Annotated in this window: 17 protein-coding genes; 5 read left to right on the forward strand and 12 right to left on the reverse strand. The window is 46.6% G+C overall.

Annotation, left to right across the window (positions count from 1 at the left end; translation table 11 throughout):
• Positions 1-29 precede the first annotated feature (29 nt).
• On the forward strand, positions 30-1667 hold the full coding sequence (locus tag NDI44_RS10450; protein ID WP_190415504.1) for a glycosyltransferase family 39 protein: 1638 nt from the start codon (positions 30-32) through the stop codon (positions 1665-1667).
• A 199-nt stretch (positions 1668-1866) separates the two neighbouring features.
• Positions 1867-2154, forward strand: coding sequence for a (2Fe-2S) ferredoxin domain-containing protein (locus NDI44_RS10455; RefSeq protein ID WP_190415734.1), 288 nt, complete (start codon positions 1867-1869; stop codon positions 2152-2154).
• Between the two features lie 10 nt (positions 2155-2164).
• Here the strand turns inward: NDI44_RS10455 and NDI44_RS10460 are convergent, their stop codons facing one another.
• From NDI44_RS10460 to NDI44_RS10470, 3 genes are all read right to left on the reverse strand, one after another.
• Complete coding sequence (locus NDI44_RS10460; protein ID WP_190415506.1) at positions 2165-3169, reverse strand: folate-binding protein YgfZ; 1005 nt, start codon at positions 3167-3169, stop codon at positions 2165-2167.
• A gap of 158 nt (positions 3170-3327) precedes the next feature.
• Positions 3328-3972 carry a Uma2 family endonuclease gene (locus NDI44_RS10465; RefSeq protein ID WP_190415508.1) on the reverse strand — a complete coding sequence of 215 codons (645 nt, stop codon included), beginning with the start codon at positions 3970-3972 and terminating at the stop codon, positions 3328-3330.
• Between the two features lie 103 nt (positions 3973-4075).
• Positions 4076-5038, reverse strand: coding sequence for a hypothetical protein (locus NDI44_RS10470; protein ID WP_190415510.1), 963 nt, complete (start codon positions 5036-5038; stop codon positions 4076-4078).
• Positions 5039-5240: 202 nt separating this feature from the next.
• Between NDI44_RS10470 and NDI44_RS10475 the strand changes: the two genes are divergently transcribed.
• A complete protein-coding gene (locus NDI44_RS10475; RefSeq protein ID WP_190415512.1) occupies positions 5241-5534 on the forward strand; it encodes a hypothetical protein in 294 nt (97 codons plus the stop codon).
• 58 nt (positions 5535-5592) lie between these two features.
• Here the strand turns inward: NDI44_RS10475 and NDI44_RS10480 are convergent, their stop codons facing one another.
• Together NDI44_RS10480 and NDI44_RS10485 are read right to left on the reverse strand one after the other, a co-directional pair.
• On the reverse strand, positions 5593-6099 hold the full coding sequence (locus tag NDI44_RS10480) for a hypothetical protein (protein ID WP_190415513.1): 507 nt from the start codon (positions 6097-6099) through the stop codon (positions 5593-5595).
• 7 nt (positions 6100-6106) lie between these two features.
• Positions 6107-6637, reverse strand: coding sequence for a DUF389 domain-containing protein (locus NDI44_RS10485; RefSeq protein WP_339380815.1), 531 nt, complete (start codon positions 6635-6637; stop codon positions 6107-6109).
• A gap of 274 nt (positions 6638-6911) precedes the next feature.
• Between NDI44_RS10485 and NDI44_RS10490 the strand changes: the two genes are divergently transcribed.
• The gene (locus tag NDI44_RS10490) at positions 6912-8759 is read left to right on the forward strand and encodes a protein kinase (protein ID WP_190415515.1); all 1848 of its coding nucleotides are present in this window, start codon (positions 6912-6914) and stop codon (positions 8757-8759) included.
• A gap of 55 nt (positions 8760-8814) precedes the next feature.
• Here NDI44_RS10490 and NDI44_RS10495 read toward each other — a convergent pair whose 3' ends face one another.
• The 6 genes from NDI44_RS10495 to lpdA form a co-directional block, all read right to left on the reverse strand.
• Positions 8815-9351 carry a hypothetical protein gene (locus NDI44_RS10495; protein WP_190415517.1) on the reverse strand — a complete coding sequence of 179 codons (537 nt, stop codon included), beginning with the start codon at positions 9349-9351 and terminating at the stop codon, positions 8815-8817.
• 270 nt (positions 9352-9621) lie between these two features.
• The gene (locus NDI44_RS10500) at positions 9622-10776 is read right to left on the reverse strand and encodes an alanine--glyoxylate aminotransferase family protein (RefSeq protein WP_190415519.1); all 1155 of its coding nucleotides are present in this window, start codon (positions 10774-10776) and stop codon (positions 9622-9624) included.
• A gap of 209 nt (positions 10777-10985) precedes the next feature.
• Positions 10986-12290 carry a hypothetical protein gene (locus NDI44_RS10505; protein ID WP_190415521.1) on the reverse strand — a complete coding sequence of 435 codons (1305 nt, stop codon included), beginning with the start codon at positions 12288-12290 and terminating at the stop codon, positions 10986-10988.
• A gap of 265 nt (positions 12291-12555) precedes the next feature.
• Positions 12556-12837 carry a DUF5340 domain-containing protein gene (locus tag NDI44_RS10510; RefSeq protein WP_190415523.1) on the reverse strand — a complete coding sequence of 94 codons (282 nt, stop codon included), beginning with the start codon at positions 12835-12837 and terminating at the stop codon, positions 12556-12558.
• A gap of 129 nt (positions 12838-12966) precedes the next feature.
• Positions 12967-13848: an indole-3-glycerol phosphate synthase TrpC gene (gene trpC / locus NDI44_RS10515; protein ID WP_190415738.1), complete on the reverse strand. Its 882-nt coding sequence runs from the start codon at positions 13846-13848 to the stop codon at positions 12967-12969.
• A 122-nt stretch (positions 13849-13970) separates the two neighbouring features.
• Complete coding sequence (lpdA, locus tag NDI44_RS10520) at positions 13971-15401, reverse strand: dihydrolipoyl dehydrogenase (protein WP_190415525.1); 1431 nt, start codon at positions 15399-15401, stop codon at positions 13971-13973.
• Between the two features lie 262 nt (positions 15402-15663).
• Between lpdA and NDI44_RS10525 the strand changes: the two genes are divergently transcribed.
• A complete protein-coding gene (locus tag NDI44_RS10525; protein WP_190415527.1) occupies positions 15664-15897 on the forward strand; it encodes a hypothetical protein in 234 nt (77 codons plus the stop codon).
• A 74-nt stretch (positions 15898-15971) separates the two neighbouring features.
• On the opposite strand, the gene NDI44_RS10530 is transcribed toward NDI44_RS10525, so the two are convergent.
• Positions 15972-16757 (reverse strand): RNA methyltransferase, encoded by a 786-nt coding sequence (locus tag NDI44_RS10530; protein WP_190415529.1) that lies wholly within the window; start codon positions 16755-16757, stop codon positions 15972-15974.
• Positions 16758-16875: the final 118 nt, after the last annotated feature.

A 16875-nucleotide genomic window follows, 5' to 3' on the forward strand; every position in this document is an offset into this window, starting at 1 on the left:
TTAGGGACTGAAATGGACGGACTAACCTCATGATGAAAATACAGGAAGCGAGCCACAGGTTTTATTCAAAAGAGGTACGATTTTTTATCGCAATTTTATTAATCATAGGTCTTTTCTTTCGATTCGCTAACCTTGAAAAAAAAGTTTATTGGGGCGATGAAAGTAGCACTTCACGTCGGATTTCAGGTTATACCTTAGAAGAAGTTAAGCAGGAAGCTTCTAGCACTGGTGCAATCGCTGTAAAGGATTTGCAGAAATATCAGCGCCCTAATACTGAAAAAGATTTAACTGATATGATTAATTCTTTAGCAGCAACTGCTGAACATCCACCACTCTATTTTTTGTTAGCTCGGTTTTGGGCACAGTTGTGGGGAAACTCGGTGGCAGTGATGAGAAGTCTACCTGCTTTGATTAGTCTGCTTGCGTTTCCTTGTATTTATTGGCTATGTCTAGAATTATTTGAATTGCCTCTGGTGGGATGGATGGCAACCGGGCTAGTAGCTATTTCACCATTTCATATCTTATACGCTCAGGAAGCTCGGCAGTATAGCCTGTGGACTGTAGCAATTTTAATATCTAGTGCATCGCTTTTGAGAGCAATGCGAGTAAAAACAAAATCCGCCTGGGGTATGTATGCAGCAACCTTAATTTTAGGCCTTTATTCTCATTTATTTTTCCTGTTGACTGCAATTAGTCATGGAGTCTATGTATTTTCGCTAGAAAAGTTTCGAGCAAGTAAAACATTTATCTCCTATCTACTGGCATCTTTAACAGCTATCTTACTTTTTATACCTTGGCTTCTGATTGCTCTTGCTAATTTGTCAACAGTCGATGAAGCAACCGAGTGGATGCGATCGACTTTTCCGATACAATCTTTAGTAAGAACGTGGATTTTAAATCTTAGTCGTATTTTTGTTGATTTTAATTATAGTTTTAAATATAGAAATTTTGGATTATATATTGCAATTTTTCTGTCGTTGATTTTAGTAATTTATGCAATTTACTTTCTTTGCCGCCGGACTGAAAAGCACGTTTGGTTGTTTATCTTGACGATGCTTGGAGTTACTGCGATCGCATTGACACTACCAGATTTAATCTCTGGAGGAAGACGCTCTGCTGTTGCTCGTTATCTTATCCCTTGTTACTTAGCAATAGAAATCGCAATTGCCTACCTACTTGCTGCTAAAATATCCTCATTTTCTGCTAAAAACTGGCAGCGGTGGCTATGGCAAATTGCTACAGTCGTCATCATTTCGGGAGGAGTTTTATCCAGCGCAGTCAGTTCTCAAGCACAAGAATGGTGGAATAAATATAACAGTTGTCACTATAAAGAAATCGCTCAGATTGTTAACCAGGCTAATTATCCACTTTATATCTGGTACAACTTACCTCCTTTTTCCTTGACTTACCTGTTCGATCCCAAAGTTAAACTTCAGTCAGTTTCTAATCAACCTGTTATTAAACCAGGTGAAGAGATTGACAGCAAGTTACCTATAAATTCTATTGCTAATGATTTCAGTGATGTATTTGTGGATTCTAAAAAGGCTTTGAAGGCTGTTCTCGATCGAGAACCAAGCTACCAGATAAAGAAAGTATATGAGTGGGAACAGCAGATAGATCCTGTTTACATTACGAAGACTACTCTCTGGCATTTAGCAAAACAGTAATGATTAGAAAAGTTGATTTTTTAAAATTGTCTGTTTAGCAAATTACAGCGCGATCGCTTACTCTACCGAAATTGCCGCTAACCTAGCATCGTTGTCTCGTGCAATTGCCTTGCCCTGGGTGGGAATCTGCCTGAGCTACCCTAGAATTGTAGGCTTCGGCTTCTTACCCAAAGGAGCGGAAATTTTTCTAACCTTTACCTTGTCTTGCTCTAAAAGTATTTTGATCTGCCAAAACCGCAGCTGCCGCAAGCAGGGTGCAGCTAAAGTTTTGGCAGCTTTCCAGGCGTCTGAAGTTCCCGACGTCACTGTAACAGGGAGCCAATGTTTAGGACAATGTGGCAATGGCCCGATGGTATTGGTGATGCCAGAAGAAGTGTGGTACAACCAGGTTCATCCCGATGAAGTGCCAACAGTGATAGAACGACATTTGCGGGGCGGAAAACCTGTTGCAGCAATGCTTTATGGCAAATTTCACCAGCGTTCGTAGCGTATTGCCCCTAAACGTAGTCGTGTGTCACGAATGGCACCGCGACGAGTTCTCCCTCGCTTTCCCCTACTTGTACTTTCAGCCCTTCACCACCGGCTTTGGTGCGGACGTAGCCGAGTCCAAAGGAACCTTGGTCAGTTTCAGTATAGCTAGTGAGTTTGCCGACTTTTTCCTCTCCAACGCTAATTACACTTCCTGGTTGGGCGGGTGTGTTGAGTCGAACGCCCCAAAGGTGTTGTTTGACTCCTTTATAAGTATTTAAACGGGCAATTGTCTCCTGTCCGATATAGCAGCCTTTTTCAAAGGAAATTGTTTGCCACAAGCCTGCCTCTAGAGGATTGTAATCCTCAGTGAGTTCAAGGTCAGGTGCGGGGCGTCCTTGTTCAATTCGCAGATGTTCCCAGACGCGATCGCTCATCGGCACTGCCCCTGCTTGCGCTAAAGTATTCCACAGCGTTTCCTTATCAGCAGCGGAGAGAATCAGCGTGTATCCCGGCGTTGCCAAACCGCTGCCCACAGCTACCCGCACCTCGATATCCCCCACCGTCAATTGCTGATGAGAACCATCAGGTTGACCAATCATGGCACCCGCACCCAACTGTTCTAAGAGGGCATCACTCCCTGGCCCAATCAAGCTGAAGGTTGCAGTATTATCAGTTACATCGGTTAACTGCACCTTGTCGGCGAAAAAAATGTATTGGTCTAGCCATTTGAGCAGCTTCTCGCGCCGATTGGCTGAAACCAGCAGCAGGACTGCATCTTCCATCACATAGGCGGTGGTTAAGTCAATCGTTCGCGCTGTTGATGTGACAAAAACCGTATCGCAGCCTTGTCCTGGCTTGAGTCGCTGGAAATCGTTTGTACTCTGGTTGTGCAAAAATCGGATGCGATCTCCTTCGGAAACTTGAATCCGTCCCCAATGAGAGCGATCGCATACAGCAACCCCCTCCCGCGCCGCTTGGATAGCTGCTGCACTTTTGTCGTCAAAATTGCCGTCAATTGCAGATGTAGGCATGGTGATTGTTGCTAATAATTTCAATTTTTACCTAGCATTTCTGCTAGTTTCTCTGACTTGAAAATCTTATCAAATAAGACTAATCAGCTTCAATCCGGTATTTAATATGAAGCTAACATACTGTGCAAATCGCTCTGAGTAAGGATATCAGGCAATAGTTACTGCTGAAATTGGGATAATAACCAAGCACCCACTAAGCTTTGATTTTCTTGACGACTGCGCTGTAAAGCTTCCACTAGCACCGAAATAGATAATCCCGGCAACACCTGAGACTCAGTAATTCTTTGACTTCCCCCAGCAGAGGTGATGGTAAAAGCAATAATTCTGATGTTCGCAACATCTACCACCCAATATTCTGCCACTCCTAAATCTTCGTATAGCAGCCGTTTTTGCCCAATATCATCAGATAGTGAAGTATTAGCAATTTCAATTACTAAATCTGGTGCTGGATATTGGTTTAAGTCAATGATTGACGTTCCCCAAGGGATTACATCAGCATTTTCACCAATATAATAAGACACATCTGGTTGACTTTCTTGAACGCCTATTTTTCTGTATGTACAGTTATCCCGTCCATGTATAGGAATACCTTTGAGGGTAGCAAACAGGTTAACGGCAAAGATAATAATAGTGTGATCGCTGGCGTGGTCAGAGCCGATAGGTGACATTTCTATCCTCAATTGTCCATTGTGGTAATAGCCTTTCGCTTGTTCTAGTTGCGGATCTTCAATCGCCTGGATATATTCATCCCAAGTCGCTACAACCCAAGTTTCTGTCGGTATTTTTGTTTGTAGTTTACTCATAGTTAAGGCGTTTAGGGCGCGATCGCTTCTTTAAATGTAGTGTAGTTTCTGGAATAGCATGCAATTGTCTATTACCAGAATTAATGGCTGAATTTGACACAGATTATTGGCTTTCTATCAAAATCTTCCCAAAGTGATCAATAAACTCTCGTAAAACTTCCCTTGAGCTGATACATACTTGCCAAGTATCGGGGAAAAGGTTATCTTCATTAAGTACTAGATAAGTGTCTCTACTACTTAAGGTTTCAGGGTTAAATTTTTCTAAAGGAATTTGAGGAATAACCAATTCCGAATTATCATCGTCCACTACTAGTTTATCCAGATAAAAAATGCCCATAGTTTTTCCTTCTACTTTTAAAAGATTCCAATAGTAATAGTCAAGTGACTGTAAAAAAATAGCTTTTTTACTAGGTAATATCCAAAACCTTCCTTTTGTGAAAGGACATATTTCCCCTGCTAAATCAAAATATTCCCGATACTGGAATATAAGTGAGTATCGATCTAAAATTTCTTTAGCAATAGAAATAAATAGCTTTTCTTTTTGCTGGACTAAAATAAGTTGATAGGGTTTAGCTCCTTTACCAGGATTCTTGAGCTGATACCCTCTATGTTGAGCGAATTCACTCACTTCAAACGTTTCATCAAAACCAAGTTGTGTCAGCATAGTGAGAGCCAAAGCCCTTAAATTCTCTCCGGCTTCACTATCTTTCGTGCTTGATGATGAAACTGGCTGAGATAGACCATTTAAATTTGCCTTTTTCTCTTCATCGCTAACCTCATTTGTGGCAGCAGGAGAACAATCATGAACCCACTCAGGCTTGTACTTGGCGAATAGAGCAACTAAGTCGCCGCGTTTCGACCGTCGATCGCCTTCAAATTCACTTTTGATGCCGAAGGCGGCATAAAGTTTTTCGATGTGCTTGCGTATAGTTCCTTGATGAATGTCCAGAGACTTAGCAACTTCAGCATCTGTACGCCTAGTCAAGACCATTCGCAACACCTCAACTGTACGAGGTTTCCGCAATTCTAGCTTTTCCAGTTCTTCGTTGAAGTGTTGACGATTCATATCTTTTCAAATATCGCAGTTATTCCATTATCTGCGTACTTTGCGTACTCTGCGTACTGAAATTAGGCTATATAGATGCCCATTGTCGTATGTATCTGCGTACTTTGCGTACTCTGCGTACTGAAATTAGGCTAATAGATGCCCATTGTCGTGTGTATCTGCGTTCTGAGCATGATATTCACAGAAGCATTTGAGTAAAGCAATGAAAATTCTAGAAAGTCAGCCTAGATTCCACCAGTTAGAAATACCAGGCATGGAAGAACTTCTTGGCGATCTGGAAATGCAGCCAGAAACTACAAAGATGAACCCAAAACCTATCTCCGAAATTTCGGCTAATAACACAGAAATTTATACCCCATTCCATCAGTTGGAAGTACCGGGGATGGAAGAATGTCTCTCAAAGCTGAAAACACAATCAGAGACTACTGACTTGAGCGAATACGGTGACGCGATCGCAATTAGCATCGATAATCTGGCTGACGAGACTGCCGCTTGAAGAAAAAGCGATCGCGTTCTTTCCTAACCTTTCAACTTGCGGTCAACTTGCGGACTTTTTAACTAGCTGGTAAGTCCGCAAACACCTTCTCTACTAGCTGTCGCGCTTTAGCGTCCAAGAGGTTCCAATCTACATCGCCAGTGTCCTCTTCAATTAAGCTAGTATCAATCTCAATTTCCTGATTTTCTGGGTGAGCGATCGCTCGATCGTAATTGCGAAAACAGACTTGATAACAAAGTTCCCACAAATCAACTGTAACTTGCTGGTCTTGATGCTTCAAACAAAGAATATAACCAGGGTAGGGATTAGGCATCGCCATCAAAGCTTGTTCTATCTCCGAAGCTTCTTCTGGAGAAGCAGATGCAAGCTGTTCTCTTAATAACGTAAAAGTGGTTTTAGTTTCCTCCGGTGTCCCCTCAGGCCAAATCAATACATCTTGGTAAGTTCCCTTCCAGCTTGATTGGTCTAGCTGTTTGCGAATCTGGTCGATGATTCGGATAAAAGCTGGTTGCATCAGTAATTCAGCTTGCTCCCAACTGGTAGTATCTGTGAATTTTGGCATCATTTTTATCTTATAAAACTGAAAAAAATGTGATAGAAAAAACTGAAAACTGAGGCGGAGAGGGTGACAAAAATGGAGTTTTTTGGTGTACCTTTTCGATTTGACTAATTCCCCCAGCCGCCACAGCAATTCCCAAATCTAGTAGAGTGGCTTTAGAGCGAGATAGCACTTCCCTGCCAAATTCTGGCAGCCCTACAAAGGAACCCAGAAGCATCGCTAAAACAATCGCCAGACACGTCCCCACGACGACCGCAACCAACCCGTGGCGAAACAGAATCACGTCGCCTTCTAAAGCGGCAAAGGCTAATCCTCGAATGGGGAACATCAATGGGGCAACAATCATCGCACCAATAATGACAGCCGCACTGTTAGTCAACAATCCCAAAGTTGCGATCGCGCAGGAACCAATAATCAACACGATGTAGTTCAAATCCATCGTGGATTCTTCCAACAGCCCCTCTCGCTGCACACCTAACTCCTGCTGTGCCTTTTGTCGCCATCGCCGATATTTCGACCACTTCCAATGAATATTTTTTAGCAAATGAAAATAATACCCTAAAATTCTATCTGAAGCCTGATAAAAGCTCCGCTTGATGCTCAATATTCACAATGATCGCAATCCCTCCGCCAAATTTAGCTACTTCTCTAGATGGAAATCAGCAGTGAATTATCGGTGTTTACAGGCACCCTTCCCGAACGCTTCACACTCCAATCTGAAAAAATTAGTGAAATCTTTGACAAACTCTGCGGATTCGTTGGGTTTATCCGAGTGGTATTAATATTGAGCGTACATTCTTTTTTCGGCAGGTCGCACCATGATCGGGCGTTTATTAGACCAGCGTTACCAAGTTGTCCAAGCCTTAGGTGCCGGTGGATTCGGAAAAACCTACATCGCCAAAGACACCCGCCGTCCTGGTGCCCCAACTTGTGTTGTCAAGCACCTCAAGCCTGCTAGTAGCGACCCTCATTTTTTGGAAACGGCTAGACGGTTATTCACTAGCGAAGCCGAAACTCTAGAACAACTGGGAAATCACGACCAAATTCCTAGATTATTAGCCAATTTTGAAGAAAACCAAGAATTTTACTTGGTACAAGAGTTCATCGATGGGCATCCCCTTAGCGCCGAACTCTCACCCAGTTATCGTTGGGAAGAAGGTCAAGTCATCCAGATGCTGCAACAAGTCTTGAGCGTTTTGGAATTTGTCCACTACAACGGCGTCATCCACCGCGACATCAAACCAGACAACATAATCCGACGCAACTCAGATAACAAGCTAGTTTTAGTTGACTTTGGCGCAGTCAAGCTACTGCGAACTCAAACACTCATCAATCAAGCACAAGCCAGTGCCACCGTTGCTATTGGCACTCCCGGCTATATGCCAACCGAACAAGCGCAAGGCAGACCCCGCCCCAATAGCGATATTTATGCTTTGGGTATGATTGGCATCCAGGCACTGACGGGATTGATGCCGCTACAATTGCACGAAGATCCCCAGACAGGCGAGATTCTCTGGCAGCATCTAGTGGCGGTCAGTCCAGGGTTAGCAGGTTTTTTAACAAAAATGACCCGCTACCACTTCAAAGACCGCTATCAGTCAGCGACGGAAGCACTACAGGAATTGCAACAGCTAGCCTATGGGGGTGGACAGCAAGCTGTGGGGGTTGGATATCCACCCATCGGGTACACACCCGCTCCCCCACCGCCGCCAACCCCACCGTCTGAACAGAAAACTCTTCCAGTCGTTCCTCCCCAACCCACGCCACAACCTACTCGACAACCAATTAGTCAAGAGTACAATCCGCCTGTTGTTGCTCCCTCGTCTAATAAATTTCCCCTCGTGATGGGGGTCGGTGTAACTGCTTTGGTGTTTTTGCTAGGAGGATTTTTCTTATTTGATCAACTGCAATCTAGTAATGATAGAAAGTCTAATAGTAATAACAATGAAGTGGTAGAAAAACCACAAGACACTTGCAAAGTTTCAGAGGGTCCCTTAAATGTACGTTCTAGACCTAACGCTACGGTAGTAGGCAGCGTCAAACAAGGGACAATTTTATCTGTTACCGGGACTGAAAAAAATGGGTGGGTGCCGATTAGTTCGCCCGTAAAGGGATGGGTCTTTAGCAAATTTATCGATTGTGGCTCATCTGCCTCAGCAACTCCCAAGCCTTCTCCCACAACAACTCCCAAACCTTCTCCAGAAACGCCGAAACCTGTCGTCGATCGAGGACGGGAGATTATTGCACAGGCAACAGAAAAATTTCAGGCAGGAGATTTAGGCGGTGCGATCGCTCTAGTAAAATCGATTCCCGCTAACAGTTCTGCTTACGGACAAGCGCGGGAGGCGCTGCAAGAGTGGTCTCTCAACTGGTCAGTTGCAGAAGGGATATATCGGGATGCCCAAAGAGCTTTAGAGCAAGGTCGGTGGCAAGACGTCATTGCTGCTGCAAACGACCCTGGACTTCCCCAAATCCGGTATTGGCAAGATCGGTTACGCCAATTAGCGGCACAAGCCGAGCAAAAACAGAACGAACAAACACCGTCTCCCAGCCCCAGCGAAAGCCCCACCGAGAGTCCTAGTCCCACTGAAAGCCCTAGCCCGATTCAGAGTCCGAGTGAAAGCCCTCGCCCCACGGAGAGTCCGGCAACTGAGCCTTCCTTGTGACGACACTCAGATAAGTGCTAAGCGATCGCTTTCCGCTCAAATCGCGCACATTTCCCTACTTGCTCTCATCGGGAGGTGGAGGGAAAGGCACCAGCGCCACTTGGAAGAAATAAACGCGACCGCAATATTGCGACCTGTTAGAACAGATCGTTTCTATCGCCACATTATTGACATTAGTAACATCAAATGACATGGAATCTTTCTGCCCAGGAGCAATCGTGCGAGAATGCTTACGCTGTCCATCTAAATAAATATTGACCGTGGTGGGAGGACTACCGCTGTCGTTATCCCGCATTCCATATTCCAAATTCAGAGTTTGGAAGTAAGTGTCATAACCCTCCGGCATGATTCTACAGGTCATCGACACAAAAGCGTTGCCTGGAGCCAGACTGAGACGGCTGGTGTAGACGGCTCTACCCACAGCAACATCTGACTTATAAGGACGCCAACGACCAGGGCCAGTGCTAACACATTTAGTCTCTGGTAGAGAGACTGTACGCCGTGCCTGTACAGCTTGATTGCCCAGAGTCGCCAAGACAAAGGACAGCAGCCCGCCAACAAGAAGTTGACTGATCAACTTGGTTTTTTGCATGGAGAGATCGCCAAGTTAAAAGGTAACAATCTTTACTAATGATACCGAATCCCCATCCCCTGAATTCGCACCGACTCCAATAATAATCAGAATGCGAGCGTTTGGGTTAGAGAAAGCGCGATCGCGATGGGCTGACTGACAAATCAGATCGGACTAAAGGCGAGATCCCGGACTTCTCTAAGAATTCCGGGATCTAAACCGCTGGCATCTCACCACTCAAATAAGACTGCAATATAAAATGCCTGCAATCCAAACCCCCAAAAGACAGCTCTAGTGGGTGCTAAATATCCTAGCGGCAGCAGCAACACCGGCACCAGGAGTAAAGCCTTCGTATCCGACTTCTCGTAGTGTCGCTTCCAAAGCGGCAACGGCAGCGAGAATATCGCGATCGCTCACAAAACCCAAGTGACCAATCCGGAAGATTTTGCCTTTGAGATGGTCTTGTCCGCCAGCCAGGACGATGTCGAACCGCTTTTTCATCACGCTACGGATTTGCTCCGAATCCACCCCCATCGGTGCCACAGCGGTAATCGCCGGACTACCTGCACCTTCAGGCGCAAACAGCGGCAACGAGAGCGCATTCATCGCCTCGCGGGTCGCCGTCATCAGCCGTTGGTGACGGGCAAAAATCGACTCCAAACCCTCGGCCTTCATCATTTTCAGGGCAACGTGCAGCCCCACAAATAAGTTCACCGGAGGGGTAAAGGGAGTGGTGTTTTTGGCGGCATCTTTGCGGTACTTGCCCAAATCCAAGTAGTAGCGGGGCAACTTAGCCGTTTTGTAAGCTTCCCAAGCTTTCGGGCTGACAGAGACAAACGCGAGTCCTGGGGGAATCATGTAACCTTTTTGGGAGCCAGATCCCACCACATCAATGCCCCATTCGTCAATCGGCAGATTAACAGCTCCTAAGCTGGTAACAGCGTCAACAATAATTAAAGCTTCACCGTGGGCTTTAACATGACGATTGATCGTTTCCAGGTCGTTGAGAACGCCAGTGGATGTCTCGCTATGGGTGACAATCACCGCTTTGATTTGTTTATCTGTATCGGCTTCGAGTTTTTCCCGGAATTGTTCTGGGTCGAGGGCTTGACCCCACTCAGCTTTTACCGTATCAACATTCAGACCGAAAGCTTGGCTAAGTTCCGCCCAGCGATCGCCAAATTTGCCATTACAGCCAACCAAAACGCGATCGCCTGGACTCAGGAAGTTAATGATGCCAGCTTCCATCGCCCCCGTGCCACTGGCAGTTAACATCAGCACGTCATTCTCGGTTTGGTGCAACCATTTCAGGTTTTGCGTCACCTCAGCCATCAGTTTGCTAAATTCACTGCTGCGGTGCCCAAATGGATGCTTGGCTAAGGCGAGTAATACCTGTTCCGGCACTGGTGTTGGGCCGGGAATCATCAACATTAACTTATCGTCCATCGATCTGTCCTTAAACTTGAAGAGCGCATACTCCAGAATCGCATATCTTTTCCAATCCATTCACCAATTAGCAATCAGCTTTTTAGCTTTTCGGAGTAATTGAGTAATCGATAGTCAGTAGTGGGTAATCGGTTTACAGTCTCTTTACGAGCTAGTACTGACAAGTAAGGAGTTAATAACTACTAAAACATTGACAAAAAGCCAAATCTTTACTCTAATTTCTCCGGTGGGATTTTTCTTAAAAAAGCGGGAAGGTCTACCTGTAAATGTTTGTTGGGGTGAGGAGATGATAAAGGAGTTCGGTTGATTGGCTGAGGAATCTCAGCCACAGTTGGGGGTTCTATTGCCATCAGCAGTTCTTCCAGATCCTCAGGGCTATCTGCTAGCACTCGTTGCAAGAAATCCTTTAGTTTTTGAGCGCTACGAAGGCTAGCATTGCAACGGTCTTTCCAGTACTGGATGGCGGCTTCGTACTCATTTGCTTGCTGGGCTTGCATGAGAATTTGCTCTTGCAGGGTCGCGGTGTGAGTTTCTAATTCGGTTGTCTGGGCTTGATAGCGATCGCGCGACTCTGCCAAGTCGTGGCAAGCTTGTTGCAATCGAGCCTGAATTTTGGCTTGCTTGTCTAGCTGGTTTTCTAGGTCTTCAATCTGGCGGTGAAGAGCTTTAATGGCTGCATCCTGTTCACCAACCAAGTCTTCAGTCTCGGAAAGGTTTGCCAACAGTTGTTGCTGTTCTTCCAATGTTTCGTTGGCTTCTTGGAGTTGATCTTCTAGCTGATTGATAACTGTAGCGCGATCGCTACATCGACTATAAAGCGCCTGCATTTGCTGCTCTTGCTCTAGCGCCTGCACCTCCAAACGCCTTATTACAGTTCGAGCTTCCAGAATTTGAAATTCTAGCTCCTGCACTCGTTGTTGCTGTGCTTCTAAGGCTGTTTGTCGGTTCGCTAGCTCTTGTTCCAGCAGCGTTTGACTGTTTTGGCTAGTCTGACGGCTCTGAGCTAGCTGCCTTCGCAAACGTCCTACTTCTCCTTGCTGCGCCTCAGCTAAAGTTTCAATCGTCGCTAACAATTCTTGAACCGTTTCGTCTTTGAGAACCGCTTGCGATTGATGATTCTCTAGCGCTTGCTGCTGCTCGAACAGCTGTTGCTTGAATTGATCGAGCGCCCGCTGTTGAAGATTCGCGGCTTCCTCTGTCGATGCTAGCTGAGTTTCTAAAAGATGTTGCTCGCTTAGTTGGAGTCTCAACTCACTGACACAAGCCTGGGATTCCTCCAACGCCTGCTCTAACTGATGAATGCGAGCTAACTGCTGCTGTTCTTGCGAAGGCGATCGCGCCAATTCCAGCGGTTCTGGAGGCTCCAGTTCACAGCATTGCCCTTGTGAGTCTTCTAACGAGGGTAATTCGCTGGGATGAGGCTGTGGAGTAGCAAGAGCATCCTTTGCCTCTGCGTCTGCTGAAGCTTCCTTTGAATTTAACCAAAAACGATCGGCTGAATCTGGTTCAGTCACTCCGAACCTCCCAGAAGTCAATAACGGTCTTGGAGCATCCAACAGCCATCTCGCATTTCCGAGTGATGAGTTAGCAGTTAGCAGTTCTCGGAGCGTTTATCACTGTTTATCACTTAAGTAAGTAGAAAGCATTGACCCTAATTTTAGGGCTTTCCGGCGATTTTTCTGTATTGAGGACGAAGCATCAGTGCCAGCATCTAGGCACAGAATTCAGGTATTTAACAATTCTGGCTTCGCCCCACACCCTTTCTAATCTCAATACCTTTTATACCTTGGGTTCTCGGTGTCCGGTGACAATATCTGGCGAAGGTGGTTGATCGAAGGCAATGTTATTCAGAGACCAACGGTAATCAATTGGTAAATTTGCTCGTTCGCAAGTTTGTTCGAGTTGCTTCTGTTGAGCCATTGCTTTGCGGAGAGTACCGATCAGCTGGTGAACTTGCTCCCGCACTGCCGGTTTTTGACTAACGGCGAACGAGGTGTGGCGTTCCAACACTTGCAGGAGTAATTCGTAGTGGATACGAGAGGGAAGAGGAATTGGCTCCATGAAACCTAATTTACCTATAGGGGTCAAGATATTGGGCAAGGATGAAGGCGGAAGGGGGAATGAAAAAGTTCTTTATTCAATCTTTTATCCTTCCTCCTCCCTCCTTTATCCTGCAAAAGGGTTTTCATTCTAGGAAAACAGCTTGGCGATGCCAACAGCAGGGTCGGACTGTTTCACCAAGGACTCACCAATCAGCACCGCATCAGCACCCGCTTGCACAACCAAGCGAAGGTCAGATGGCGTGTGCAGACCCGATTCGCTAACGACAGCGATCGCCCGATCGCGCAACTCGCTACCTCGCGCCGCTAAAATCTGGCAGGTTGTTTGTAAGTCTACGGAAAAATCTTCCAGATTGCGATTATTTATACCAACTAGCGTAACGCCTTCTAAGGAGAATACTCGGTCTAATTCTGCTAGAGTATGCACTTCAATCAGCGGTGTCATCCCCAAAGCATTGGTAATTTTGACAAAGTATTGGAGGTCTTGATCGCTCAGAATTGCTGCAATCAAGAGAACGGCATCGGCTCCGTGGCGTCGGGCGAGATAAATTTGGTAAGGATAGATTAGGAAATCCTTACATAAAACGGGCAAGTCTACGGCAGCGCGAACAGCCGTCAGATTTTCAAAACTCCCTTGAAAAAATTTTCGATCGGTCAAGACTGATAAACAGCTGGCTCCTCCTTGCTGGTAAGCAGTCGCGATCGCCACTGGGTCGAAATCTTCCCGAATCACACCTTTACTGGGAGAAGCCTTTTTGACTTCTGCAATCAAGGCAGGTTTTGTCTTCCCTTGCCGCAAAGCACCGATAAAATCACGAGGTGCAGGTGCAGACTGCACTTGACGCCGCAACTCCACTAAGGGCAGGCGTTCTCGCATCTGGTCAACTTCCGTTTCTTTTTGCCAGACAATTTCCTCCAGAATGTGGCGGGGTTTGGCATCAGGTACGGCAACCTGATAGCGTAAAGTGCTGATGGCAATCGATGGGTTTGGGGGACGGCGGCGAATTTGCATATTTCCTAGTTTGGCACAATTATTCATGGGGAATGGGGGCTTAGTAGGGGTCATTTGTCAACGGTGATTCGTCATTCGTCACCAGCAATCGACGAATGACAAATCACGAATGACTCTTCTCCCTAATGAGAACCTACAGCCCGTTTGTAAGCTTCATCCAATACTTCTGAGAGGGTAGGATGTGCGTGGACAAAATATGCCAGAGTCTGGACAGAATTGCGTTGAGCGATCGCGTTGGCGGCTTCGTGAATCAAATCCGCTGCGTGCATTCCGATGATGTGGACGCCCAGCACTTCGCCTGTATCTTTGCGGTAAATTACTTTTGCCATCCCATCCGCTTCCCCTTCTGCGATCGCTTTCGAGTTTCCTTTGAAATAACTCTTCGCCACTGCAACTTCAAATCCCTCCTCTTTCCCCATTTCTTTCGCTGCCAGTTCCGTCTTGCCGACAAAGCTAATTTCTGGGTGAGTAAAGGCGGCGGCGGGGATGCTGTGATAATCGATCAAACGGTGACGCCCGCAGATATTCTCTACCGCCACAACGCCTTGAGCCGACGCCGCATGAGCCAGCTGCATCTTGCCCGTCGCATCTCCAATTGCCCACAGGTGGGGCACGGGTTCGCCACTTGACAAGACTGCCATCCGGTCATCGACGGGGATAAAGCCTCTATTTGTCTCAACGCCGATAGCATCCAGCCCCAAGTCCTTAGTATCCGGAATGCGACCTGTAGCAACCAAGCAAGCGTCTACTTCTAGCACGTCCACAACTTCTTTCGTTTTGGCGTCGGCTAGCTCAATGACCACGGGAGAACCCGGTTTAACACTCTTCGCCAACGTGCCTACTTTCGTTTCAATGTCACGCGGCTTAATCAGCACTCTTTCGGCAATCGTGGCAATGTCCCGGTCAAACCCAGGCATCAGCTGGGGTAACGCTTCAATCATGGTGACTTCAGCGCCTAATGCGGTGTAAACATCTGAAAATTCTAGACCAATGTAACCGCTGCCAATAATCGCAATCCAGGAAGGTAGCGACTCCAATCTCACGCCGTCATCGCTGGTAAAAACAGTTTTGCCATCAATTTCAATTCCTGGTGGAACCCAAGGAATTGACCCAGAGGCAATGATAATGTCTTTTGCCGTAACGGTTTTTTCACCCGATCCCGTGCTGATAGTGACTTTTTGCGGTCCCGCAATTTTCCCCCGACCTTGGAGAATTTCAACGTCCAGCCGTTTCAAACTGTTTGTCAAATCGCCGCGAAGCTTGGAGACAAGGTTGTTCGCATGGTCTGCGATCGCTTGTCGGTCAAACTCAACGCCTGCAACTTGAATCCCCAGCGATTTCAGATGGTGGGCATTGCGTAACTCTCGCACTCGACCGGATGCTGCCAACAAAGCTTTAGAAGGAATGCAGCCCCGATTCACGCAGGTGCCGCCCATATCGGCTGCTTCCACAATGGCGGTTTTGAGACCGCAGGAAACGGCGTGTAGGGCAGCGCCATGTCCGCCGACACCGGCTCCAATAATCACTAAATCGTAATCAAATCCTTGAGTCACGTTACTCTCCCCTAGACGACGATGCCCTCCTCATTTTCAGCTTGACCAACGGTGAGCGCAAGTCCCCAATCGGTTGTGGAGTGAAAGAGTGCAAGTTATTCTCCTTACAATTTTCTCTAAAAAAATTACGAATGAGTCATCCCTTCAGCCGCGTGTTATATCTTAGAAACTAAAAGAAATCCAGCGATCGCTCAATTCGAGCGATCGCTGTCAATTACTAGGGTGCCCTGCCATCAAAAGCAGTGTTTGTGGAACCAGCGTAATGAATCAGAGTGACCAAGACCATCGTCGCGCCGCCGATCAAGCGTTTAGCGAATCGCTTGAGCAATTGCAGGATTTATTGGAATTGCCGGACAATCAGACGGCTCGATCCCAGTCAGAGTCGGACAGCGGTAATCATCAAAAAGAATTGACTGAAGCAGATGAGCTGGAACAAGCCGCTGCTGACATTGAGGAATATATGCAGAAAAAGACTAAATCATCGGGGAACGGATAGCAAGTAATTGGTTGGGAAAAGCGAAAAAAACACTAACCATTGTTGACCCATAACTACTGATTAGCGGCTACTTCCTAACTTCTGCCATTCTGACGCTTTACTTCGTACAACATCAAAGCAGCTGCTACAGCCACGTTTAGCGACTCGACTCCTGGACTCAGGGGGATGGTCACTTGCACCTGTGCCAGTGAAACTAACTCTGAAGACAATCCAGCACCTTCATTGCCCATCAAAATCAGAGTGGGACGACGTAAGTCTACCTCCCAGTAGGTTAAAGTCGCACTAGGCACAGTTGCCACGACTTGCATTCCTCGTTCCCGACACTGAGAGATATCTGCGATCAAATCAGAACTGCTCCGCATCGGTAGCCGAAACCATTGTCCAGCAGAGGCTCGCAGCACCTTTGGATTGTCCAGATCCACACTATCTTCACTGACACACAACCAATCCGCACCCGCAGCGGCGGCAGTACGAATCATCGTGCCGAGGTTGCCTGGATCTTGCACGGTTTCCAAAATTAGCCCCAAACCCGTAACTGGCAATGGGGACACCTGGCGGCTCATCCGGGGTGCCGTAGCGATGACACCATCGGGTTGAATCGTGGTAGCGATCGCTTTCAGAACTTCCTCGCTCACCACTTCAGCCCTTTGACATCGATTACAAGCTTGCTCCCACAATTGCTGGTGACGCTCCTGCCATTGAGGCGTACAACAGACCGTTTCTAACGGATAATCAACCGCACAAGCTTCCTCTAGCAAATGCGTCCCTTCCAACAAAAATATTTGCTGCTCCCGCCGTTCCTTGGAGCGATGTAACTTGCGAATTTGCTTGACCAGAGGATTCTGGAGACTCGTCAACATCAACAAGAATTAGGACTGAGGACTGAGGACTGTAGGACTGAGAAAGTGTCAAAAGGCAAGAAAGAACTTTTTCCCAATCTGGCAAAGGATTGAGTTCTGAGTGTTACTAAGTGACGAA

Origin of the sequence: Trichocoleus sp. DQ-A3, from assembly GCF_039961975.1 — a bacterium.
GTDB lineage: Bacteria > Cyanobacteriota > Cyanobacteriia > Cyanobacteriales > FACHB-T130 > FACHB-T130.